The 22,858-nt window shown below is 45.7% G+C and carries 24 protein-coding genes and 2 pseudogenes; 11 read left to right on the forward strand and 15 right to left on the reverse strand.

Annotated elements, in window-relative coordinates; translation table 11 throughout:
• Positions 1-18: 18 nt before the first annotated feature.
• The 13 genes and pseudogenes from UNITIG_RS06690 to UNITIG_RS06745 form a co-directional block, all read right to left on the reverse strand.
• On the reverse strand, positions 19-726 hold the full coding sequence (locus tag UNITIG_RS06690) for a sulfite exporter TauE/SafE family protein (RefSeq protein ID WP_101757684.1): 708 nt from the start codon (positions 724-726) through the stop codon (positions 19-21).
• The gene (gene ccoS / locus UNITIG_RS06695) at positions 719-922 is read right to left on the reverse strand and encodes a cbb3-type cytochrome oxidase assembly protein CcoS (protein ID WP_101757685.1); all 204 of its coding nucleotides are present in this window, start codon (positions 920-922) and stop codon (positions 719-721) included. Before ccoS ends, UNITIG_RS06690 begins: the two co-directional genes overlap by 8 nt.
• Positions 915-3,359, reverse strand: coding sequence for a heavy metal translocating P-type ATPase (locus UNITIG_RS06700; RefSeq protein ID WP_235015429.1), 2,445 nt, complete (start codon positions 3,357-3,359; stop codon positions 915-917). Before UNITIG_RS06700 ends, ccoS begins: the two co-directional genes overlap by 8 nt.
• A 9-nt stretch (positions 3,360-3,368) precedes the next feature.
• The gene (locus tag UNITIG_RS06705; RefSeq protein ID WP_159931108.1) at positions 3,369-3,926 is read right to left on the reverse strand and encodes a FixH family protein; all 558 of its coding nucleotides are present in this window, start codon (positions 3,924-3,926) and stop codon (positions 3,369-3,371) included.
• A gap of 25 nt (positions 3,927-3,951) precedes the next feature.
• Complete coding sequence (locus UNITIG_RS25495; protein ID WP_369809182.1) at positions 3,952-4,446, reverse strand: FixG Ig-like domain-containing protein; 495 nt, start codon at positions 4,444-4,446, stop codon at positions 3,952-3,954.
• A 15-nt stretch (positions 4,447-4,461) separates the two neighbouring features.
• Positions 4,462-5,348 (reverse strand): annotated as a pseudogene (gene ccoG, locus UNITIG_RS25500) (cytochrome c oxidase accessory protein CcoG); the annotation flags it as partial.
• A gap of 132 nt (positions 5,349-5,480) precedes the next feature.
• Entirely contained in the window at positions 5,481-6,380 is a 900-nt protein-coding gene (gene ccoP, locus UNITIG_RS06715; RefSeq protein ID WP_101757688.1) for a cytochrome-c oxidase, cbb3-type subunit III, read from the reverse strand.
• Positions 6,381-6,423: 43 nt separating this feature from the next.
• Positions 6,424-6,594: a cbb3-type cytochrome c oxidase subunit 3 gene (locus UNITIG_RS06720; RefSeq protein ID WP_101757689.1), complete on the reverse strand. Its 171-nt coding sequence runs from the start codon at positions 6,592-6,594 to the stop codon at positions 6,424-6,426.
• An 18-nt stretch (positions 6,595-6,612) separates the two neighbouring features.
• On the reverse strand, positions 6,613-7,221 hold the full coding sequence (gene ccoO / locus UNITIG_RS06725) for a cytochrome-c oxidase, cbb3-type subunit II (protein ID WP_101757690.1): 609 nt from the start codon (positions 7,219-7,221) through the stop codon (positions 6,613-6,615).
• Between the two features lie 29 nt (positions 7,222-7,250).
• Positions 7,251-8,704 (reverse strand): annotated as a pseudogene (gene ccoN, locus UNITIG_RS06730) (cytochrome-c oxidase, cbb3-type subunit I).
• A gap of 281 nt (positions 8,705-8,985) precedes the next feature.
• The gene (fnr, locus tag UNITIG_RS06735; protein WP_101757691.1) at positions 8,986-9,750 is read right to left on the reverse strand and encodes a fumarate/nitrate reduction transcriptional regulator Fnr; all 765 of its coding nucleotides are present in this window, start codon (positions 9,748-9,750) and stop codon (positions 8,986-8,988) included.
• Between the two features lie 130 nt (positions 9,751-9,880).
• The gene (gene hemN, locus UNITIG_RS06740; protein WP_235015296.1) at positions 9,881-11,353 is read right to left on the reverse strand and encodes an oxygen-independent coproporphyrinogen III oxidase; all 1,473 of its coding nucleotides are present in this window, start codon (positions 11,351-11,353) and stop codon (positions 9,881-9,883) included.
• 76 nt (positions 11,354-11,429) lie between these two features.
• A complete protein-coding gene (locus tag UNITIG_RS06745) occupies positions 11,430-12,005 on the reverse strand; it encodes a hemerythrin domain-containing protein (RefSeq protein WP_101757692.1) in 576 nt (191 codons plus the stop codon).
• A gap of 278 nt (positions 12,006-12,283) precedes the next feature.
• Between UNITIG_RS06745 and UNITIG_RS06750 the strand changes: the two genes are divergently transcribed.
• The 6 genes from UNITIG_RS06750 to UNITIG_RS06775 all read left to right on the forward strand — a co-directional run bounded on the left by UNITIG_RS06750 (position 12,284) and on the right by UNITIG_RS06775 (position 15,320).
• Positions 12,284-12,844, forward strand: a complete 561-nt coding sequence (locus tag UNITIG_RS06750; protein WP_101757693.1) for a YeeE/YedE family protein — start codon at positions 12,284-12,286, stop codon at positions 12,842-12,844.
• A 29-nt stretch (positions 12,845-12,873) separates the two neighbouring features.
• A complete protein-coding gene (locus UNITIG_RS06755; protein ID WP_101757694.1) occupies positions 12,874-13,431 on the forward strand; it encodes a DUF6691 family protein in 558 nt (185 codons plus the stop codon).
• 151 nt (positions 13,432-13,582) lie between these two features.
• Entirely contained in the window at positions 13,583-13,861 is a 279-nt protein-coding gene (locus UNITIG_RS06760; protein ID WP_101757695.1) for a helix-turn-helix transcriptional regulator, read from the forward strand.
• Positions 13,862-13,875: 14 nt separating this feature from the next.
• On the forward strand, positions 13,876-14,406 hold the full coding sequence (locus tag UNITIG_RS06765; RefSeq protein ID WP_101757696.1) for a rhodanese-like domain-containing protein: 531 nt from the start codon (positions 13,876-13,878) through the stop codon (positions 14,404-14,406).
• Positions 14,407-14,427: 21 nt separating this feature from the next.
• The gene (locus tag UNITIG_RS06770; RefSeq protein WP_101757697.1) at positions 14,428-15,078 is read left to right on the forward strand and encodes a DsbA family protein; all 651 of its coding nucleotides are present in this window, start codon (positions 14,428-14,430) and stop codon (positions 15,076-15,078) included.
• A 29-nt stretch (positions 15,079-15,107) separates the two neighbouring features.
• On the forward strand, positions 15,108-15,320 hold the full coding sequence (locus UNITIG_RS06775) for a DUF2970 domain-containing protein (RefSeq protein WP_101757698.1): 213 nt from the start codon (positions 15,108-15,110) through the stop codon (positions 15,318-15,320).
• Between the two features lie 12 nt (positions 15,321-15,332).
• Here the strand turns inward: UNITIG_RS06775 and UNITIG_RS23050 are convergent, their stop codons facing one another.
• Positions 15,333-17,354 (reverse strand): methyl-accepting chemotaxis protein, encoded by a 2,022-nt coding sequence (locus tag UNITIG_RS23050; RefSeq protein WP_159931109.1) that lies wholly within the window; start codon positions 17,352-17,354, stop codon positions 15,333-15,335.
• Positions 17,355-17,727: 373 nt separating this feature from the next.
• Between UNITIG_RS23050 and UNITIG_RS06785 the strand changes: the two genes are divergently transcribed.
• On the forward strand, positions 17,728-18,507 hold the full coding sequence (locus UNITIG_RS06785; RefSeq protein WP_101757700.1) for a hypothetical protein: 780 nt from the start codon (positions 17,728-17,730) through the stop codon (positions 18,505-18,507).
• A gap of 22 nt (positions 18,508-18,529) precedes the next feature.
• On the opposite strand, the gene UNITIG_RS06790 is transcribed toward UNITIG_RS06785, so the two are convergent.
• Positions 18,530-19,702, reverse strand: coding sequence for an aromatic ring-hydroxylating dioxygenase subunit alpha (locus UNITIG_RS06790; protein WP_101757701.1), 1,173 nt, complete (start codon positions 19,700-19,702; stop codon positions 18,530-18,532).
• A 287-nt stretch (positions 19,703-19,989) separates the two neighbouring features.
• Between UNITIG_RS06790 and UNITIG_RS06795 the strand changes: the two genes are divergently transcribed.
• From UNITIG_RS06795 to UNITIG_RS06810, 4 genes are read left to right on the forward strand one after another with little or no spacing between them, the layout of a single operon-like run.
• Positions 19,990-20,706: a GntR family transcriptional regulator gene (locus UNITIG_RS06795; RefSeq protein WP_159931110.1), complete on the forward strand. Its 717-nt coding sequence runs from the start codon at positions 19,990-19,992 to the stop codon at positions 20,704-20,706.
• A gap of 15 nt (positions 20,707-20,721) precedes the next feature.
• Positions 20,722-21,588, forward strand: a complete 867-nt coding sequence (locus tag UNITIG_RS06800; RefSeq protein WP_101757703.1) for an SDR family NAD(P)-dependent oxidoreductase — start codon at positions 20,722-20,724, stop codon at positions 21,586-21,588.
• Positions 21,575-22,120 carry a hypothetical protein gene (locus tag UNITIG_RS06805; protein ID WP_101757704.1) on the forward strand — a complete coding sequence of 182 codons (546 nt, stop codon included), beginning with the start codon at positions 21,575-21,577 and terminating at the stop codon, positions 22,118-22,120. The genes UNITIG_RS06800 and UNITIG_RS06805 overlap by 14 nt, the downstream gene beginning before the upstream one ends.
• Positions 22,117-22,635: a DoxX family protein gene (locus UNITIG_RS06810; protein WP_101757705.1), complete on the forward strand. Its 519-nt coding sequence runs from the start codon at positions 22,117-22,119 to the stop codon at positions 22,633-22,635. The genes UNITIG_RS06805 and UNITIG_RS06810 overlap by 4 nt, the downstream gene beginning before the upstream one ends.
• The last annotated feature ends 223 nt before the right edge of the window (positions 22,636-22,858 follow it).

Genomic DNA, 22,858 nt, shown 5'->3' on the forward strand with positions numbered 1-22,858 from the left:
TTATAGTGCGTCTAATCACTAATGATGTTGATGTGGAGCAATATCTGCTCCTGCTTTAATGGTGCGATGGCCTGAATGCTGCAGCGGTGCTACCAACGTTAATACGCCAAATATCATAATCAATACGCCAGCAGCCCAGCGAATTTTTTGCTGTCTAAACTGTTGCAACACTTTTTCACTAATAAACCCTACCGACAACATGGCGGGCAACGTCCCGACGCCAAAGGCCAGCATAATCAGCGCAGACTGTCGCCAGTCTGCTGTGGCTAAGGCCCAACTTAGTGTCGAATAGACTAAGCCACATGGCAGCAAGCCCCATAAAATTCCCAGCTGCAAGGCCTGCCGATGATTACTAATGGGTAAGACCTTAGCCGCTAAAGGCTGTATCATTCGCCAGAGTTTTGCTCCGGCCCGCTCTAACTGAGTTAAACCCATCCACCATTGGCTCACATACAAGCCCATAGCGACCATCAATACACCCGCCAGCACTCTTAACAACACCGTAAACTGGGGCTGTGCCACCAGCAGTTGCTCACCTAGCAAACCCGTGACCGCCCCGATCAAGGTGTAAGTTACTAAACGGCCACAGTTATAGCTTAACAAACGGCTAAAACGATTGTCGGATTGCACTCCAAGCACTGCAGCAATACCTCCACACATACCCAAACAATGAGTACTGCCTAAAAAGCCGATTAATAATGCGCTGACCAAGCTGAGCTCAGTCATCAGTATCGTCCGATTCTGTGCCAAGCCCCTGCTTTACTGGCGGCTTCACTGGCGGCACTTCCTCTTCAAATAAAATACTGTGGGCAGCCGCATCCAAATCATCATACTGCTTATTGTCCACCGCCCAAAAAAACGCTTTAACCGCCAGCGCGACAAAACATAATGCGATAGGAATCAAGATATATAAGCTATCCATTATTCTCTACCTGACGATATTTCTGTAACCGTAGCGCATTAGCAATCACCATCAGTGAGCTTAGCGACATACCCAACGCTGCCAAATACGGCGCAATCAATCCCATCACCGCTAACGGAATAGTCAAAACGTTGTAGCCCAAAGCCCATAAAATATTTTGTTTTATGGTGCTCGACGTACGCATTGATAATGCGATCAGCAGTAACACCTGACTTAATTGGCCAGACAATAAAATACTGTCGGCTTGCGTTTTCGCCAGGTTGGAAGCATTGGTCATTGCCACTGAAATGTCGGCGGCAGCCAGCACCGGCACATCGTTTATACCATCACCCAACATCAAGACGCTGGCGCCGCGCTGCTGTAAATTAGTAATGTAATGTAATTTTTGTTCTGGGCTGGCTGCTGCTAAAAAATGATCCATCCCCAATTGATTACTTAATTGTTCTACCGCTGTAGAACTATCGCCACTTAACAAGTGGACGGTTAAACCTTGTTGTTTCAACTGCTGAATAAACTTGGCGGCATCATCACGCAATGTATCCTGTACTTTAAACCAGCATAATGGTCCTCTGCTACCACTCAACAATAGCCATTGCCCATCCTTGCCAGGCTTTGCGACGGAACTGCTTGCATGGAACCCATTGGCAAACGCATCACTGCCGAGGCAATAACGTTCACCCTCAATGCTACCAGTGATGCCCAAGCCATGGTGTAATTCAACGTCCTCGGCAAAAAGTCGGGCCTGATTTGAACATCGACGAGCAAACGCTGTCGCAATCGGATGTTCTGAATAATGCTCCAACGCAGCGGCAATTGCTAAAGCCTGGTCACTGCTTATATCTGTTACAGGATATATTTCGGCGATAGATAATTCGCCCTTGGTTAAGGTCCCGGTTTTATCACAAACCACATCACTAATCGTTGGCATTAACTCCCAAACATCGGCATTGGTCACCAGCAAACCCTGCGCGCGCAAGCTATTGGTTGCCGCTGTAATTGCCGCAGGAGTAGCTAACGATAATGCACAGGGGCAACTCACTACCAGCACAGATAACATTATCCAAAACGCATTATGTTGTTGCTCTATCGCAATAAAATACCAATAAGCAAACGTCAATGTGGCAATGGTAAGTATCGCCAACACAAAGCGGCTAGCTAAACGGTCGACCCACTGTGCTTGCTTGGGTTTTTGCAAGCGGGCCTTATGCAGTAACTGATTAATCATTTGCAGCTTGAGCTCAGCTCCGGTAGCCGTTACCGCCATAATAAAACTACCATTACTATTAACACTGGCAGCAATCACTTCATCATCTGGCGCCTTACGCTGCAAAGTAAACTCACCGGTCATTGCCGACTCATCCACTTTGCTGGTCCCGGAAACCACTACGCCATCAGCGGGAATCACCTGCCCCGGCTTAATCAACAAACGATCCGCCACCTTAACTTTAAACAAGGGGATTGATTGCCACTCGCTCTCACCACGCTGACACTCCACAAACGCTGGCAACACACTATTGAGATCGGCACTCAAGCGACTGGAAAAATGACGCGCCCGCATTTCGAGATAACGACCACCCAATAGTAAAAAGGTGAACATCGCCACGGAATCAAAATACACTTCGCCAATGCCAAGCACCGTGGCTTTGACACTGGCTAAATAGGCCAAACCGATCGCTATCGCTACTGGCAAATCCATACCCGGCGCCCGCATTTTTACTCCACGCCACGCTCCAATAAAAAATGGCTGCGCAGAATAAAATACGATCGGGGTAGCGACTAATAAACTCACCCAGCGCATCAAACTTCGATACTCGGGCTCCATACTTTGAATAGCACCGGCATATAAGGCAATGGCAAACATCCCCACTTGCATCATGCCAATACCAGCGACGCCTAAGCGACGCAGAGCTTGATGATTTTCACGCTGCTGCATTAACTGTAAATTATCGGGATTATACGGCTCGGGCTGATAACCCAGCTTAGCTATCGCCTGACAAACCGCACTTAACGATAATGTTTGTGGGTGCCATTTTAACAGCGCTTTTTGTTCACTCAGGCTGACACTGACCTGGACTACACCAGCCAGCTTTGATAGATATTGTTCCAGCAACCACACACAGGCAGCACAATGAATTCCACCGACTAATAATTCAATACTCGCCAGTTCATCATCACCAGTAACATAGCGCTGCTGAAAATCGGCATCATCAAACGCCACAAAACACTCATCGAGTAGTTGCTGACCGGGAGCTTCCAGCGCGGGCGTCCTGTATTGATAAAAAGATGTTAAACCATTTGCGGCAATCAATTGCGCAACTTCGCGACATGCTGGGCAACAAAAGTGACGCGACTCACCAGCCAAATCCGCGCAGTAATCTGCGCCGGCCACAACACCAAGCCCGCAGTGGTAACAATCTAATGGCTTAGCCTGTACCATTTGCAGCACTTAGTCCTCCCCTTTCGCTGCCAGTAAAAACTGTTGCGGCGAATCATCTGCCATGTCTGACTTTATCAGTACGGCCTGTTTTAAGCGCCATGGCTGTGGCTGGGCTGCGCTCAATTGAAGATACCAGCGACCACTCACTCGCTGAGTTAATTCTGCGACATAAGAGGCTGTGCCTTCTTCGTTACGCGCTGTCTTTTGCAACGTAATTGCAAAGTCCAATGCTTGATCTGCCGGGTGCGCCCACAGCAAGGTTAATTGATCGGGGTAGCTGGAAAATTGACCTTGTAATTGCAGATGCAATTCGCCCAGCACATCATCCAGACTGAGTTCGGCAGCAACCGCCAGTGACGTAGCGGCCTGATCCTGAGCTAATAAGCGATTAATGCCTAAACCTTGCCGATAATAATCATCTGTCACTAGATGATCAGCACCATCTATAGCGATAAACACCGTAACTATACCAGCCACTACCACAGTGGCTGGCAACGCAAAGATAAACCACGGCCAAAACTGACGGTACCATGGTGTAAGTTCTTGCGCTGATGATTCAGACGTCATAATACACTCAACTATAAATGAAGCGTTAAATTCTAGGACCGATGAAACGGCTTTCTGCATCTGCAGCAAGCTCACTGTCATCAAGGCTTTGTACGGTAAATAAAATGGTGGTATTGGTATCAATTAAATCCGCAGGATCGATAGTAACCCTGATAGGCAGTTCGCGTATTTCACCTGACGTTAATTGCACCCGGCTTTCGCCAACAATTTTCCCACCCTCCAGGCCCTGCAAACCGATTTGGTACTCATGCGGTTGTTGATCCATATTAAGAATTTTCAGGGTGTAACTATTTTCTATCATACCCATGGATGTTTCATAATACAGCCGGCCTCGATCACGCACCGCATCCAACTCCAGTGGAGTCCTGACAACAATGACACCAATAAACAATGCCACCATAAGCATCACAGCCAGTCCATAGCCAATGATACGCGGCCGTAAAAAACGCGAAGGATTTCCTTCAAGCGCATGCTCCGTGGTGTATCGAATAAGCCCTTTTTCATAGCCCATTTGATCCATCACGGAGTCACAAGCATCTATACACAACGCACAATTTATACATTCATACTGTAAGCCATCCCGAATATCGATACCGGTTGGACAAACCTGCACACAGATCTGGCAGTCAACACAATCGCCTAAGCCCAGTTCCTGTTTATTATCTTTTTTTTTCTGGCACCGCGACTTTCACCGCGGCGATAATCGTAGGACACAATCAAGGTATCCTGATCGAACATCACCGACTGGAATCTGGCGTAGGGACACATATACATACACACCTGCTCCCGAAGCCAACCGGCATTGATATAAGTCCCGCAAGTAAAAAACAATATCCATGCGGCCTCCCACACACTCAGGCCCCACCACTCAAGCTCCCAGTCCAATAAGGAATGACTGAAATCAAATACAAATAAATTTAATGTCAACTCGCGAACAGGTGAGAAATATCCAACAAACGTTAAACCTGTCAGAAAAGCAAAACCCAACCACATCGTATGCTTGCTGAATTTGCGAAGCAGTTTGTTCACCGACCACGGTGCTTGATCCAGTTTTATCCGCTGATTACGGCTGCCCTCACACCATTGCTCTGCCCACATATAAATTGCTGTCCAAACCGTCTGCGGGCAGGTATATCCACACCACACTCGGCCCAACCAGGCAGTAACCGCGAACAGAGAAAATGCTGCGATGATCAGCAGCCACGCCAACAGCGAAAAATCCTGCGGCCAGAAAGTAAGAAAGAAAATATTAAATTGACGATTCGGCAAATCGAACAATACTGCTTGCGAACCATTCCAATTAATCCAGGGCAGCAAAAAATAGCCTAGCAATAATGGCCAGCCGGTATACACACGGATACGTTGATAAAAACCAGTTATTTTACGGGTGTAAATTTTCTCACGCTTTTGATACAAATCCACCTCGGTAACACCGGGGGGTGGAATACTTCAACCGCGTCGATCGCGACTACGGGAATCGCAGTATTTTTTTCTGCGTTGAGTTCATCAACAGTATCTTTCATGTCTTAGCCAGTGATTGAACTCACCTGCTCCTTATTGAGCAGGCGATTCTTGAGCCAGTGACAGCTGGTAAATATAGGCCGTCAAAATATGGATTTTATCGGCGCTGATTAAATTCTGGTGACTCGGCATATGGCCATTGCGACCATTGCGAATAGAACGCTGGATTAAACCGGGCGAACCACCGTATAACCAAATATTATTACTCAAGTCGGGGGCACCAAACGCTATATTGCCTTTGGCATCAGCACCGTGACACGCTACGCAAAACATCTGGAATTTTTCACCACCCCGAGCAGCCGCATCGGCATCAACTTCACGACCACTTAAGGACATTACATAATTACTGACGTCAACCACACCCGCTTCGCCCAGTGCTGCAAGCCAAGGCGGCATAGCGCCATTACGGCCATTGATAATGGTCGCTTTAATTTGTTCTGGGGTACCGCCATACAGCCACTCCTCATCGGTTAGATTAGGAAAACCATAACTGCCGCGCGCATCACTGCCATGACATTGTGAACAGTTATTCGCAAATAATCGCTGCCCCATCTTCATCGCTTTTTTATCTTTGGTAATGTCTTCGACAGACATATCACGATAGGCAGCAAAGATGGGGCCGTAGCGTTGCTCAGCTCGCTGCTGCTCCTTTTCTAATTGATTCACCTGCGTCCAACCCAACAAGCCCTTAAAATCCCCCATCCCGGGGTAAGCAAGCAAATATAACAAGGAAAATACAATCGAAAATACAAACAAATAAAACCACCAGGCTGGCAAAGGATTGTCGTATTCCTCAATGCCGTCATAGACGTGCCCAGTGGTCTCATCCGGCCCGGTATTTTTGGTTTTGCGATTGGCAAATAAAATCCAGGTAATACCCACGATGGTTATCGTGGTTAAGATAATGATCCACAAACTCCAGAAGCTGCTCATTTATTGCCTCTCACTTTTAAACACGCCATGCTAATGCAGGCAGCTATTTTTTCTGTTCAGAACTTACCGAATCAGGCTCTTCATCGGCAAAGGGTAAATTGGCGGCGTTATCAAAATCCGGTTTACGCTTGGCGCTATATGCCCATAGACAAACACCGACAAAAGCCACCAGAGCGAAAACGGTAGCCAACCCCCTAAGCGTATTAATATCCATCATCTATACCGATATTGATTAACGTTTATGTTGCAACAAGATGCCTAAATTTTGCAGATATGCCACTAGCGCCTCAATTTCAGTCTTGCCTTTGACCGCACTACTGGCACCCGCAATATCGTCATCGGTATAAGGCACACCAACTTTCCGTAGCGCTTGCATTTTCTTCGGGGTAACCGACTCATCAACAATATTTTCAAACAACCAGGGATAAGCCGGCATATTGGATTCAGGAACAACACTACGCGGATCCATCAAATGTGCGCGATGCCAATCGTCACTGTAACGAGTCCCAACGCGAGCTAAATCGGGCCCGGTTCGCTTGGAACCCCACAAAAAAGGATGATCATAAACCGACTCGCCGGCTACGGAATAATGCCCATAGCGCTCAGTCTCTGCCCGTAACGGCCGGATCATTTGCGAGTGGCAGTTGTTACAGCCTTCCCGAATATAGATATCACGGCCTTCGAGTTGAACGGCGGTTAACGGTTTCAAACCATCAATGGGCTCGGTGGTTTCTTTAAGAAAAAACAAGGGCACAATTTCTACCAGACCACCAAAGCTAATTGCCACGACAATCAGCACTATCATCATCCCAATATTTTTTTCGACAAAATCATGATTCATATAAAATCCTCAACCTGAGCAATGTGGTGTCAGGCCGTTTGAGCTTCAGCAGTTAATTCATTAGACGCGTCATTGTCTTCACCCACTTCAGTTTGACCCGCACGCGCCGTCATCCACATGTTATAAAACATCACTAACATACCGGAAAAAAACATGGCACCACCAATCAAACGTACTAAATAACCGGGATAACTAGCCTCTACAGATTGCACAAAACTGTAAGTCAAGGTGCCGTCAATGTTGTATGCACGCCACATCAACCCCTGTAAAATTCCGTTCACCCACATTGAACTGATATACAACACCGTACCAATAGTCGACAACCAAAAATGCAGGTTTATCAAACTCACGCTGTACATTTTCTTTTTACCAAACATAATCGGTAACAAGTGATACATCGCACCAATAGACACCATTGCTACCCAACCCAAGGCACCGGAATGCACATGACCAATCGTCCAATCGGTGTAATGCGACAAGGCATTTACGGTTTTAATCGCCATCATCGGGCCTTCGAACGTCGACATCCCGTAGAACGACAAAGACACCACTAAAAATCGCAATATCGGATCAGTGCGCAACTTATGCCAGGCACCACTGAGCGTCATCATGCCGTTAATCATGCCCCCCAACTTGGCGCCAATAAGATTAACGACATCACCATACCCAAACTTTGCGCCCAATCAGGCAACGCTGTGTAATGTAAATGGTGTGGGCCTGCCCAAATATAAATTGCAATCAGCGCCCAAAAGTGAACGATGGACAAACGATAAGAATAGACTGGTCGCTCAGCCTGCTTCGGCACAAAGTAATACATAATGCCCAGAAAACCGGCGGTTAAGAAAAAGCCTACAGCATTGTGCCCATACCACCACTGAATCATGGCGTCGGTAGCACCAGCATAGGCTGAATAGGATTTAGTAAAGCTCACAGGTATTGCAGCACTATTCACCACATGCAACACAGCCACTGTGACAATAAACGCGGAAAAGAACCAGTTCGCAACATAAATATGGCTGGTCTTTCGCTGGGCAATAGTGCCATGAAAGAGTATTGCATAGGCCACCCACACCACCGTAATAAGAATATCAATAGGCCACTCAAGCTCAGCGTATTCTTTGGAACTGGTATAACCCAAAGGCAGTGAAATAGCCGCAGCAAGAATAACCAGCTGCCAACCCCAAAAAACAAATGATGCCAAAGTATCCGACATCAGTCGCACCTGGCAGGTGCGCTGTACTACATAAAGTGATGAGGCAAACAAGGCACTACCACCAAAAGCAAAAATAACCGCATTGGTGTGTAATGGCCGTAACCGGCTGAACGTTAACCAGGGCGTATCAAAATTAAGCACCGGCCAAACCAGCTGCGCGGCAATCAATACACCGACGCCCATGCCGACAATCCCCCACACCACGGTCATCACCGCAAATTGACGGACTACTCGATAATTATAAACAGGATGTTCAAGGGGTTGGCTCATAGTAAAACCCGTAATAAATAAAAAACTCTGTACAAGAGGATAGTATTAATGATGGCCAGAACAACAGCCATGACTTGAATCAATTCTAGTGCCAAGGCAGCGGAATTGAAAATTACTTTGCCCGATATTCGTCATAGATTGAATTGATAGTGTGAGTGCCAGACGCACACTCTTTACCAAGAAAAGACAATGGTACCAATTAGGTTTAATCAACTTATTGCTACCTTATACAAATAGCAACATACAAAATTTATGTGCTCACGCTAATACTAGTCACTGATTCAAAAGTCTGTTTTCACATTGGCAATGTCTTTCAAACCATCCAAATCCAACAAGGTAATCTCCTTGCTTTCTACGTCCACCAGGCCCTGCTTATTAAATCTGCTCATGACCCGGCTCACCGTTTCTACCGTCAATCCTAAATAATTACCGATATCGGTGCGAGACATCGGCAAGCGAAAACTGGTTTTGGATAATTTTCGGCGGGCATTACGCGCGGAAATACTGATCAATAACGAAGCAATGCGCTCCTCTGCGCTATTTTTACTTAGCAGCGTAATTAAATGCTGATCCGTGGTGATCTCCTGACTCATCAGCTGGAAAAAATGACGCTGCATGGTCGGCAGCTGCGTACTTAATTCCTCCAACCGGTTAAAGGGTATTTCACAGACTGCAGAAGTTTCCAATGCTTTTGCTGAACTGGCATATTTATCTTTGCTAATGCCATCCATACCAATAATTTCACCCGGAAAATAAAACCCTGTGACCTGCTCCTGACCGTCGCCGGTTAAACGGTAGGCCTTAATGGCCCCGGACCGCACAGCGTAAACAGAAGTAAACGGGTCGCTTTCACGATAAAGGTGCTCGCCTTTTTGCAGTGGCCGCCCCCGCTGTACAATCTCATCGAGCTTAACAACATCATCATCCTCAAGCGCCAACGGTAGGCAAATAGCCCCTAAACGGCAGTTACCACAGGAAATGGTCTTATTATGCGGACAGCTGTGTTGTGCATCTTCAAGCTGCGTGCTGGTACTGCTAATAACCATTGGCCAAAACTCCTATTACTAAAAAATTGTGGCCTGGCTTTCTCACCTTCACCACACTCTTGCGCTTTGAATTGATAGCGCCATGCCACCCAAGCCGTCACCCTACCTCGTGAATACAGCTACTGAATAATCACAAGGTCTGTGAAAACGATGCTGTTGCCCCTTGCGGCAAATAACGATCGAAGCACATACAGATGTTTCGCAACATCGGCCTACCCCGCTCATGAATGATAACCTTATCACCCTCACAAGACAGCAAGCCATCATTTTCTATCAACTGCAAGGCCAATAATTCCTGACTAAAATACTCGGAGAAATGAATAGCAAACTGTTTTTCAATTGAAGCAATACTCAATTGTAAATTACAGATAAGCTGAACAATGATCTGCCGCCGGATTTGATCATCCACGGTTAACTCAACACCTTTGCTTATCGGTAACTCGCCTCGATCCAAGCGCTGGTAATATGCGTCTAAATCTCGTTCATTTTGGGCATAACTCGCGTGTAAAGAGCTAATCGATGACACCCCCAAACCTACCAGATCCTGCGCCAGGGATGTTGAATACCCCTGAAAATTACGCTGTAACTTTCCCGCCTGCTGTGCCCGCGCCAACTCATCCTGCGGTTTAACAAAATGATCCATGCCGATATGCCGATAGCCTGCCGCCGTCAATTGTTCGGCAATCAATGCCAGCATGGCAATTTTTTGCTGTGCCGAGGGCAAATCCAGCCGGTCGATAGCGCGCTGCGAACTGAATCGCTGTGGTAAATGGGCGTAATTATAAAAAGCGATCCGATCAGGTGACAAATCAATAACTGTCGCCAGGGTCTCCGCCAATGAAGCGGGGGTCTGCAAGGGTAAGCCATAGATCAGGTCATAACTAACCGACTTGAACTGGTATAATCGTGCCGTTTCGGTCAGCGTCTTGATCATAGCGACTGACTGGCGGCGATTAATCGCGCGTTGCACCTGCTCATCAAAATCCTGCACCCCTAAACTGAGCCGATTAAACCCCAGCCCTTTGAGCAATGCCAGACTATCCTGGGTTACCGTGCGCGGATCGATTTCAATACTATATTCCCGCTGCTCCGAATCGCTAAGGTTGTAATGACTCGCCAACAGATGCATCAATTCTGTCAGTTCAGCACCATCAAAAAAAGTCGGTGTACCTCCCCCTAAATGCAATTGGGTAACCGGGCGATACTTACCGACCAATTCAGACTGCAAGCTGATTTCTTTATGCAAATAATCAAGATAGGTACGCGCTACTGAACGATCAGCCGTAACAATTTTATTGCAGGCACAGTAATAACAAATATTCTGACAAAAAGGCACATGCACATACAGTGATACTGGCGCGATACCCTGCTTCAAATTGACCTGTGCCTGCTGTCTATAAGTTGCTTCGGTATATGTTTCAGAAAACTGTAAAGCCGTTGGATAAGAGGTATATCTCGGCCCCGACACATCGTACTTACTAATCAGGTCAGCATCCCGGCAACTATGATTACTATTTTGCGCGGCTGGCTCAGTCGCAATTATTGCAGCTGAGCCCGACCTGGAATCAATGGCCATCGGCTCGGACACTGGCGTTGTACTCATTATCACATTCCTAAGACATCAGCTGATAAAGCATCGATCAGAGCAATATCAGTTTAAAATTGGGGTGCAACTGAAATCAATGAGCCGTGACTGCACTGCTACTGGCTATGGATTGATACCTTGAACGATAAATATCAAGTCCGGACTCTCCGGATACCGGCTGTAAACTTTTTAGCTGCACGTTAATTTGAGCCCAATCCTGCTGATCAACATACTGCTCAATCAACGGAAATAAACGCCGCTGCTCTTGCTCCATATGCTGTAGCTGGCGATTAATATAATCACCTGTAGCTTTAATAAAACGGGTTCGGACATGAGCAACATTGGCAGTATCGGCAGACACCAGCTGATTGATATAAGCCAGTAAATTCTCAGTAAGCAACTCCAGCACTTCATGCTCAGCAATAATATCGGCAACTGCCTCAGCCGCTTTGGCTTCTCGCGCCACTAATACCTGATAAATAATATCCTCGGCAGGGTGGTGCCAAATTTCTGGATAAACCTGAATATAATCCAGAATATCCAGAATTTTCTCTACTCCAGCGCTCGCTGGTGACAGACCAGCATAAGCTTTCACTTCACGCTCCAAATGATAAAGAACCCGTACCAGTTGCCGGTGATCCGACTGTAATTGCTGCAAGATAAGATTCATTGCCCGTCGCCATGGTGCTTACGTTGGCCTGTATTGTAATTAGCCCCGATGAAGCATCGCTTGATACAGATCAACTATTACCGAGTTATCAGTAAACCGCTTTAACTCGACGCTTACGCCCACCCAAAAACCCGATAGCCCACCGCCAAATACTGATCTATATCAAAAAAATCTAAATTAGACATATCTAATTTAATAAATACTAATATAATAAGTAACCAGAACTGGATTACCTACTTTAGATATCAATAACTAATCAGCTACCAAGGAGCGCTCACATGTACTTAAATTGGAAAATTGGCGGGTTACTACTGGGACTCATCTTTTTATTAACCGTCGCAATCGTCAAACCCATAGGCGTATCGACTCAATTTGTCATTCTGGACGGCATTGTTGCATCGTGGTTTTACCCGCAACTGGTGCAGGAAGATAGCAACAGCAAGACAGGTTACAGCAGCTCCAACCCCTACCTTGATAAGTCAGGTGGCAAGTATGCCCAAGCCGCGGCCAAACCGCAGAACTATGGCATGTTATTTGTCATAGCAATGGCGCTTGGCGGCACGCTCAGTCACCTGACCCTGAAAAAATCTAACCCGCCTCGACAACAAATACCGCATTTTCATCAGGCGCGCTTTGGCAGCAACAGTAAAGTTTCACGCTACTCGCTGGCTTTTATTGGCGGGGTACTCGCACTGTGGGGCGCTCGGCTGGCCGGAGGCTGCACCAGCGGTCACATGATGAGTGGGATGATGCAAACCTCTATCAGCGCCTATTTGTTTACCTTAGCCGCGTTTGCAGTCGCAATCCCAGTGTCTATTGCACTTTATCGCCGACGCTAACTTAACAACCATCTAAAGAGGAATTTACTATGGAACTCATACTCGCCATTATCTTCGGCAGCTTATTTGGCTTTGTCTTACACCGGATCGGCGCAGCTGACCCGGATAAAATTAACGGCATGCTACAGCTTACTGACCTTAGTTTGATGAAAACGATTTTACTGGCCATCAGTATATCCTCAATTCTACTTTTCGCAGGCTTGGCGTTAGAGCTAATACCCAGCGCGCATTTAAGCGTAAAAAAAATGTATTCTGGCGTTTTGATTGGCGGCGCCTTATTAGGCGCGGGCTGGGCAATTGCGGGGTATTGCCCAGGTACAGGCTTAGTAGCCCTCGGGAGCGGCAGAATAGACGCTATATTTTTTGTACTGGGAGGACTGGTTGGTGCTGGAATTTTTATACTTAATTTTGAATCCCTTGCCACCACAGCAGCTTTTAACCCCCTGCTGGGCGGCGAAATAACCATAGCCGCCAATGACAAAACAGCATCATTACTCCCGGTAATCAGCGGATTTATTACTGCGGCATTGATTGGCAGCTTGCTAATTGCAGCCGCGTTTTTTATACCGTCGAAACCTCGCGAGTAATGGCTTTAGTGGCAAAGTAATGAAGCTCGCAAGGATAGCTGGATGCGTGATGAAATATTAGATATTGATTTATTAGTAAAACTAATATAATACCACCTCCACAACCAACAGAGTTAGCAGTGTGAGAAAAACGCCAAAAAATACTAGCGATATGCAAAAGCATGCGGCAGATGCCGCCGCTTTATTAAAACAATTAGCGAATGTAAATCGCCTAATGATTTTATGCACCCTGATAGAAGGCGAGATGTCTGTTGGCGAATTGAACAAACTCATACCGCTGAGCCAGTCTGCGTTTTCACAACATTTGGCAGCTTTACGCGAGGCTAAATTAGTAACAACGCGAAGGGAATCACAAACTATTTATTATCAGCTCAATGGCGACGAAGCCATCCGGGTTATTGAAGTTTTGCAGGCTATTTACTGCAGTTAATAGTGAGAAAGCACATGTCACAAGCCGTCATCAATGCCACCACCTTTTTAGAAGATATTTACCCTCTAGCAAATACTTTGATTATCGACGTACGGACACCGGCAGAATTTAAATCACTGCACCTGCCGAACTCTAAAAATTTTCCACTCGACCAGTTACATGCTGATGCCTACGCTGAGCTACTATCAACAGCCGCTGGCACCACCCTATACCTCTTATGCGGCACCGGAAAAAGAGCGCAACTGGCCAAAGAAAAACTAAGCGACCATATGGATAACCCGATAATCATTATCACCGGCGGCATCAACGAAATAGCGCGCAGCAACGTAGTGCTTAACAGCAGTGACGGCACGACCATATCGCTGGAACGTCAAGTTCGGATTGCAGCAGGTGCATTAGTAGTGCTCGGCGTTGTCTTGAGCATCACGCTTAACCCCTCGCTATTAGCACTATCCGCCGCTGTCGGCCTGGGGTTAATTTTCGCCGGTATCACCGATAGTTGCGGCATGGGGCTAGTGTTATCAAAAATGCCTTGGAATCAATAAACAGCAAAGGAGCTTTCGGCAATGCTAGTCATAGATTATTTCAGCGATGTACTCTGCATCTGGGCCTGGATCGCGCAACGGCGGATAGACGAACTCAATAAACAATTTAAAGACCAGATTAATATTCGCCATCACTATATGGATATTTTTGGCGACGTTAATCAAAAAATCACCACCCAATGGCAACAAAGAAATACTTATACGGGATTTGCCGAGCATGTACTCACCTCGGCACAGGGGTTTGAAACGGCACCTGTTAACCCCGAGATTTGGAATACAGTTCGCCCGACCACATCAGCCAGTGCCCACCTCTTTATTCAAGCAGTAAGCATCGCTCACAGTGAACTCGAAGCTATTGCCTATGCTCGATCCCTTAGAGAAGCTTTTTTTATCAATGCCATCGATATCAGCCAACAAGATGAATTAGTTAAACTACTTGAGCAGCAAAATCTCGATAGCAACGCGATATTGTCGATAATCAGAAACGGTCAGGCTATAGCGGCCTTAATGAGCGACTACCAAAGAGCCAAGCAATTAAACTTAAGAGGCAGCCCCTCCTACGTCATGAACAATGAGCGGCAAATTTTATTCGGCAATGTTGGCTATCGAGTACTGAGCGCCAATATTGAAGAAATACTAAAACACGTGAGCCACGAAGCTAGCTGGTGTTAACGATACAGACCGCATTCAGGATATCGATAATGGGAAAAAATGATAAAGAACAAGACCAACCACTCACGCTACTTGAGGTGGCCAGCAGTGTGTTAGCCGCCGCCTTTGGCGTGCAATCAAAAGAGAAAAAGCAGCGAGATTTTACTCATGGCAAACCACTGCAATTCGTCATTGTTGGAGTGGTTTTTACACTGCTTTTTTTGGTAACCGTTATTTCAATTGTCAATATAGTGCTGAAATAAAATGCGTAAGCTCTAATCCACCTTCAACGTCTTCAGCTCGGCATCCAGATTTGCCACGATAATACGCAGCGAATCACTGACTTTATCCAAATCAGTTGCCTGATCACTAAGCGACACTGCTGAATCACCAATATAAGTTACATTCTTACTAATATCATGACTCACCGCACTTTGCTGCTCTGCTGCAGTTGCTACTTGAATAGCGCTGGCGGTAATATCATTAACTCGCCCGGTAATTTGTAATAGATTTTCAAGGCTGGCCTTGGTGTCATTCACTGTCGAAGCAGCTCGCTGCTGACTCAACTGGATTTGCTCTACCGCGCTGCGAACATCGTTTTGCAAGGCACCAATTAAGCCATTAATTTCTTCAGTAGACTCCTGCGTTCTTGCCGCCAAATGTCGAACTTCATCGGCAACAACGGCAAAACCTCGCCCTTGTTCACCAGCTCTGGCCGCTTCAATGGCCGCATTCAAAGCCAATAAATTAGTCTGTTCTGCAATACCTCTAATTGACACCAAAATGCTGTATATATTTTCACTTTGCCCGGAAACTCTCTGGATTTGCTCAGTAGATTCATTCATCTGCTGCGCTAGAGATTCCACGTCTCTTACGGCATGCTGAAATACCTCCTGGGTATTACTAACAAACTCTGAAACTTCATTAGCCGCAACAGACACATCACTCGCTAATCTCGCCACTTCTGAGCTGGTCGCTGATAATTCCTCAACGGCCACCGCCACACTGTCAGTTTCTCTTTTCTGGTCATCTGTGGCTTTACGAGTGGCTGAAGCAGACTCCATCAAATGAATAAACTCTTCACTCAAGGAAGTGGACTGTGACTTGATAGAGCGAATCATTACTTTTAACTTTTCAGTGAAAAGATTGAAACTGTTACCCATTTCAATCAATTCCCTATGATTATCAATCTCTAAAGTCTTGGTCAAATCACCATCGGCCGAAGCCAACGCATTGAGCTGCTGCGTCATACGTGCCATGGGGTCAACCAGTGATTTGGCTAACAATAAAAATATAATCACTGACACCGCCAATATGAGCACACCTGCAATTTGCATTTTTTGCAGGGCATTACTCATGTGATCATCCATTTTGTTGGTCATTGCATTTAGCCCCGCCAACGCGACCGCCTTATCTTGTCGAATTAATAAATCCCACTGCGTGGATGACGCTTCAATATTCACACGACTAAATGCTATTAAATATTGAGCGTCATCACTATTTGAAACCTCCCGATCACGCCAGACTTTATCCATTTCCTGATCAACTTCGGCTAACGCCAAATGTAATTTATCGGGGTAACTGGTTGAGGCAATAATGCGACCTTCAGCACTTAGCAAAGTCATTTCAACACCTTTTGCTGAAGTGCCAGCCACAATATCCAATAGCGTTTTTTGCAGTACCGGCAGGTTGATATCCAGCCCTACTTGCCCAAGGAAGGTATTACCGGATAAAACAGGAACCGAAATAGTGGTCATCAGAACTTCATTGCCAGGCGATATTTCGTACAAATAAGGATTGAGCGTACAGGTTTTTTTGGCATCGTAAGAACAAAGATACCATTCGGACTCTCTTTGTCCGTATTCGTCCAATTCAGATAAATATTTTTCCTCAGCATCTTCTACTGGATAGTATTCCAATTTACCGGCGTCTCTGACCCAGTAAACCTCTAATGTACCGGTTGGGGTACTATGATCCCCCTGATCTATATTGTTTTTATCATTGCCATCATAACCATTCACTTCAAATTGACTATACATCGCACTGATTTGCGGATTAGCTGCCAAAAAATCGCGAGTCAATTCCTTTACTCGTTCCCTTGATAGCGGGTTACCACCATTGGCACTAGCACTCACGGTCAGTACCTCTGCCAACGTAGTCGCAACGGCTGCTGATGAATTCAGATAGGCCTCAACCATTTGCGAACTTTTATTAGCTGTTTGCTGCAATCCAACCAGAATTGCCTGATTAATTTCCGCTGAAGCCAGACCTTGCACGTCGACACTTGATGATTTCATGCTGCTAACCCCAAGGTACATAAGCGAGCTGATTGCCAGGATCATAATCAGCATGGTCCCAACCACCAGTTTCACTCTTATACTTAATGTATTAATCACGTACTGTCCCTCAACATAGAAGAATAACTAAATGAGCCTGCTTCATGTATCGGCAGGGATTAAACCAAATTGAATTAATAAGCTGAATATAGCCTAACAGCGTTATTCGTTCACGGGCACAGCTAAAATCAGCACAGCAAGTGTATTCACGTCGAAGACAACCTTGGATAATAGTAAATAAAGAGCAAAGATTGCTACCTCACTTGTCATTTGCTTAATACTCAGGTTAGCCTTAGCCCAAATAATGACGTATTCCAGCAAGAGACCTTATAACATGAATACCGCCAGTCAACTCACCGCCCATGTAATCCAGCGTATCCAGCAGTTTGAAACCCTTACCCCAATCCACACTGACAATAACAGCAACGTCTATGCAATACTGATGCACCCCCAATCGGGTATTGAGGTTGGCAGCATTCGCGTCTACCAAGGCTCTAACATTATCGATAAGGTGGTGGAAGTGAATCTGCGTGCCGATGAAATGGCAATGGATGCTTATATGGTGATGGCCTTTACTCGCCCAGGGAGCCTTTACCCACATCTGGCTTTTGATACTGAATTACAAACTGAAGACTCAGCTTTTCATATTGATTTACTGCACAAGCGTGAATTCTCTACCGACATTGCTTATATCCAATCAGTTATGCAACCACTCAGCAACGCTTTTAATGCCGCCAATAACAACCCTGACTTTCGTTTTAGTGAAGCGACTTTATTAATGAAAGCCCTGCTCAACCCCTGGATGGCATCCTATCATTGTGCGCCAGAGTATTTACCTGATGCACAAGTGACCATCGATGCGTATCTGGATCACTGGCTGTCGCTGGCAAAGCGACCGGCAGATGAATTTCAGGTGAATACTGATGACTGTGATACTGTCGCAGCTTTTGACCGCGCCCATAGAGCTGCCATCTTTGACCCACAAGTGGATATACTTTGGGAAATGATCAGCAATCTTATCGGTACAGAAAGTCGCGATTTAATTTTACGATTGGTCAGGGGAACTAACGAAAAAGCCCCGCTCGCAACTCACGCTCGGGGCAATACAACTTAAAAACACTATTAGCTGATACTGTTTAGCCGGCCTTTTTAACCGATTCCAAACCCGGCGCAGCAATAGTAGGGACAGGATCAAACACCCAACCTTTTTCAGTACGGCGACGCGGTGATGGAATAGCATAAACGACTTCTAACTCATCACGCTTAATCGCTGCCGTGTCAATTCGCCACCCCATAGCATCCCATTGCTTTATAAACTGACGATAGCCATAGATCGCCTTATCAGAAGGCAATAGCACTTCGCTGGTCATATCATTCGGCGTTTTAACCGGCTTTATCCCTTCCAACACGGTTACATCTTCTTCAGCAATAGAAGCATTCATCTCCTTGATTTCATCATCGTCAGCGACGTCTTCTGGCAAGAAATTACAGATTGAAATATTAAAAGCCGTGGTGTGAGATTCATCCACCGGTGTTTCAAACAAATATTGATGCATCCAGTTTTCTGGCGTGATATGAATATATGTCCACACTGAATTGGGCCCTGAATGACCGGCACTGACATTCATATCGCCTTCGCCATCGCGAGCACTTTCACCTTTATACATCACATCGTGAGTACTGGCTGGCGCATAAAAACGATGCCAAAAACCATTGCCCCAGTCATGCTCTACTGGTTCTAACTTATTAACTTTATAGGTCTCTTGCCGATTACCCATAAAACCGTGGGCACGGTGTACATATTCATTATGCGACGGGTCAATACCATTCTCGACACAGCGCTCATAATTGGCATTAATCGGCCAGCTCATTGCAACCGCCCGCCAATCCTCTTTAGGATATTGATAATCTTGTGGGTTCCAATCCGGCGACATCAATGGTGGCCGTTCTTCCTCAGGTAGATCACCCAAAAACGCAAACACCAGGCCATATTTTTCCTGCACCGGATAAGAATCAATTTTTGTTCGGCTCGGGATTTTTTGATTTTCGACACCTAGCGAAGGAATATATTCACAATCGCCCGCACCGTTAAATTGCCAGCCGTGGTATGGACATTCAACCCGCCCCTCGCGAATCCGCCCTTCTCCCAACGATCCGCCGCGATGCGTACACACGTCATGCAAGCAATGCACCACGCCTTGCTCATCGCGAAATAGCACAAAGTCCTGCATTAAGCGACGAACCTTTACTGGCTTATCCGCCGTGATATCTTCAGCCAAAGCCATTGCATACCAAAAATTTATATACATGTTTTATCCTCTTATTCGCCTTTAACTAGAACTTGATGCAAACCACTACGTATCAACGTTGTTAGTAGCAATTTGTAGCGATTATGAATACAGCACCTGATAACAGTTTTGATGCAGATCAACATTTGTCAGCAACCTAACAAAATTTAAATTTCTTAACAGAGCCTTAAACTTAAGCTTAGGATGCCAATTTCGCTATTCATACAATGCTGGTCCAGCACTAAAATTGGACATGTCCACATATCCTTGCTATGGTCGCGTTTCCGATATTGAATGCAATAACAGTAATGAATCATCCAATTAATAAAAAAAGCCCTATACCAAGATATTTTCAGGTAGTTAAATCACTGAAAAAGCGTATCAAAAAGGGGGAATTTCGGGAGGGCCAGGCACTACCCTCTGAGCGACTGTTAACGAGTGAATATGACGTCAGCCGAATCACCGTTGTTAAAGCCATGGACGAATTAAAAAATGCCGGGATTGTAGAAAGCCAGCAGGGCCGGGGGACATTTGTAAAATCTCAATCCGTTATTAATCGATCTACTTTTACCGCGCATCAGTATTTTTTCCAACAAGGTGACAAACACCGCTGGGAAGTTAAAGAAAGAAGCTGGCTTACTTCTCCGCAAGCCGTTATTAATGCGTTTGATTTATCCAGCAATGAACTGCATTTTCGAGCTACCGTCTTGTTGAGTATTGCCCATGAGCCAACCGCAATCTATATGGCCCATATCCCACGGCGTATCGCTATGACCAATCAGCTGGAATCCCAATCCAATACCGGACTTTTAACCTTGTTAAGAGACAACAAGCTGGTTACAGATAACACCGTACAACAAAGTATTGAAGCCGTTGCCGCCAATAAAATATCGGCAAATCTATTAAATATACGAACAGGCAAACCAATGCTGGCAATGGATAGTCTTTATCTGGATGCGACAAAACGAGTCGAGCAATATACACACACAGTTTTTCGCGGTGATCGATTCCGCTATCAATGCTAAGAGGTTAATTTAACTATGGTCGATACTACAATGTCAGGAAAAGTTATTTTGCTAACCGGCGGGAACTCAGGAATAGGCTTAGCCGCCGCAGGCCAACTAGCTCAGAAAGGTGCTCAGGTCATAATCACCGTGCGTGATGAAGAAAAAGCCAGTCAAGCCAAGCAAGCCATTGCAAATCAATATGATGCCACAGTGGACACACTGCTATTGGATTTAGCCGATTTCAATTCAATTCGCGCCTGTGTTAAAGAATTTAAACAAAAGTACGACCGTCTTGACGTGCTCATCAATAACGCTGGATTAAATCTTTCTGAGCGACGGGAAACCCCGCAAGGTTTTGAGTATGTTCTGGGCGTTAATCATGTCGGCCCTTTTTTGTTAACCTCTTTGCTTCTGGACTATTTGAAAGCCAACGCTCCCTCGCGCGTTGTCTGCTTAAGCTCTGCCGGGCATATGGGCGCACGTAAAGGAATGACGTGGGATGACTTACAGCGACAGAAAAAATATGGCACCGCCCCTTATTGCGAGGTAAAGCTCGGCACGATTTATTGGGCAAAAGAAATGGCCAAAAGGTACAAGGAGTTTGGCATTACTGCTTATTCAGTAAACCCTCGCCTGGTTACGACTAACTTTGCTATGGATGGCGATACCAGTGGTATCCAAAAACTCTTTTTTACCATTGGAAAATTCTGGATGCTAAAGCCTGATGAAGGCGCAAAAACGACGGTATGGTGCGCTTCTGAGCCGGGCATAGAGGATCTAAGTGGCCAGTATTTTCAGGATTGCGCACCAAGAAAACCCTCCAGCTTTGCCGAAAATGAAGAGTCAGCTAAACGCTTTTGGGAATTAAGTGAGGAGTGGATAGCCAATGAACACCCGTAAACTAATTTTTACTTTAAGCCTGATTTTATTTGCTTTCCCGGTATCAGCGCAGGTAAATGACCCAAAGTATAAAGATTATTTTTTGATGGGGCGTTTCGGCGAGGTCTGCACGATGTGTGAAATCATTGTGCTTTGCGAACACGGTGAAGTCATACCAAATTATGAGAGCATACCCGGCTCAGGTACTTTTACGCTCTATCACATTCAAACCAGAACGTTTTGGTCTCAAGTCTCCACCATCTGGGAATGGTTTGTAAAAAATTTCAGTGAAGCAACTCTTGCAGCAAAAGGTCATACCCGGCCCGTTTACCGCTATGTGGTTACTGAAAACCAATGGGCTGAGCAAGAAATTTTACAGGCTCGAATAATATTAGAACCCGGGCGACTCGAATTTGGTGAGCACACGATTGATAGGGTTGAACAATCCTGGTTAGACAATAGTAGCGGTGAACAACTTGGCTACTGCCAACGGTTGCCGCTATGGGATTCACTGGAGCAGATTAATGCCCAAACTAAAGGGGATAGCCAATGAGTTTAGCCGCAAGGGAATACCAACAAGTCTGGACCTGGTCGTGGATAAAATCACACCCGGTATTGTTTTTCGGTATTAACACCCACCTTCTACTTAGAACATTGTTTGGCATTTTTTGGCTCGCAGCAGGCATTAATAAAATTAACAAAGATTGGCTCACCAGTGACATTCTAAAAGATATTTTTCTTGATAGACTGACAGAGATGCCGCCAGATGCATTTGCTTCCCTGTTCCTGCAGCACTTTGGAATTCCACTTTATATCCTCGTAGCCTGGGTAATAACTTTCGGCGAAATATTATCAGCTGTTGGCTTGCTATTGGGCTTGTGCACCAGACCATCGGCGGCTATCAGTATGTTTATTTTACTAGGTTTTGCCATTGGTGGTTACTACGACGCGTCATTAATTCCCTTCTTTATACTCAATGCCGCTTTTCTATATTGGCCTTCTGGCTTATGGCTGGGGTTTGACCGCCATCTTAACCAGCGTTACCCAAACCCTGGATATTTCCGCTAAGGTGTTCGTAACTGACATGGGCCGACCCAAGCCATCATTAAAACCTTAAAGGTGATGACAGTTCGACCCAAAGCACAGCTAACGTCATAATTCTCCGCGGCACATTACGGGGTCGGACCAACAGTTTGCAAATTTTGCTCTACCCCCTGACCATTATAACCAACCAACGGTAAACTGGCTTCGACAGCTATCAGCCTAAAACCACTTCTTCTACCCATTGCAA

Origin of the sequence: Oceanicoccus sp. KOV_DT_Chl (assembly GCF_900120175.1) — a bacterium.
In the GTDB taxonomy this organism is placed as follows: domain Bacteria; phylum Pseudomonadota; class Gammaproteobacteria; order Pseudomonadales; family Dasaniaceae; genus Oceanicoccus.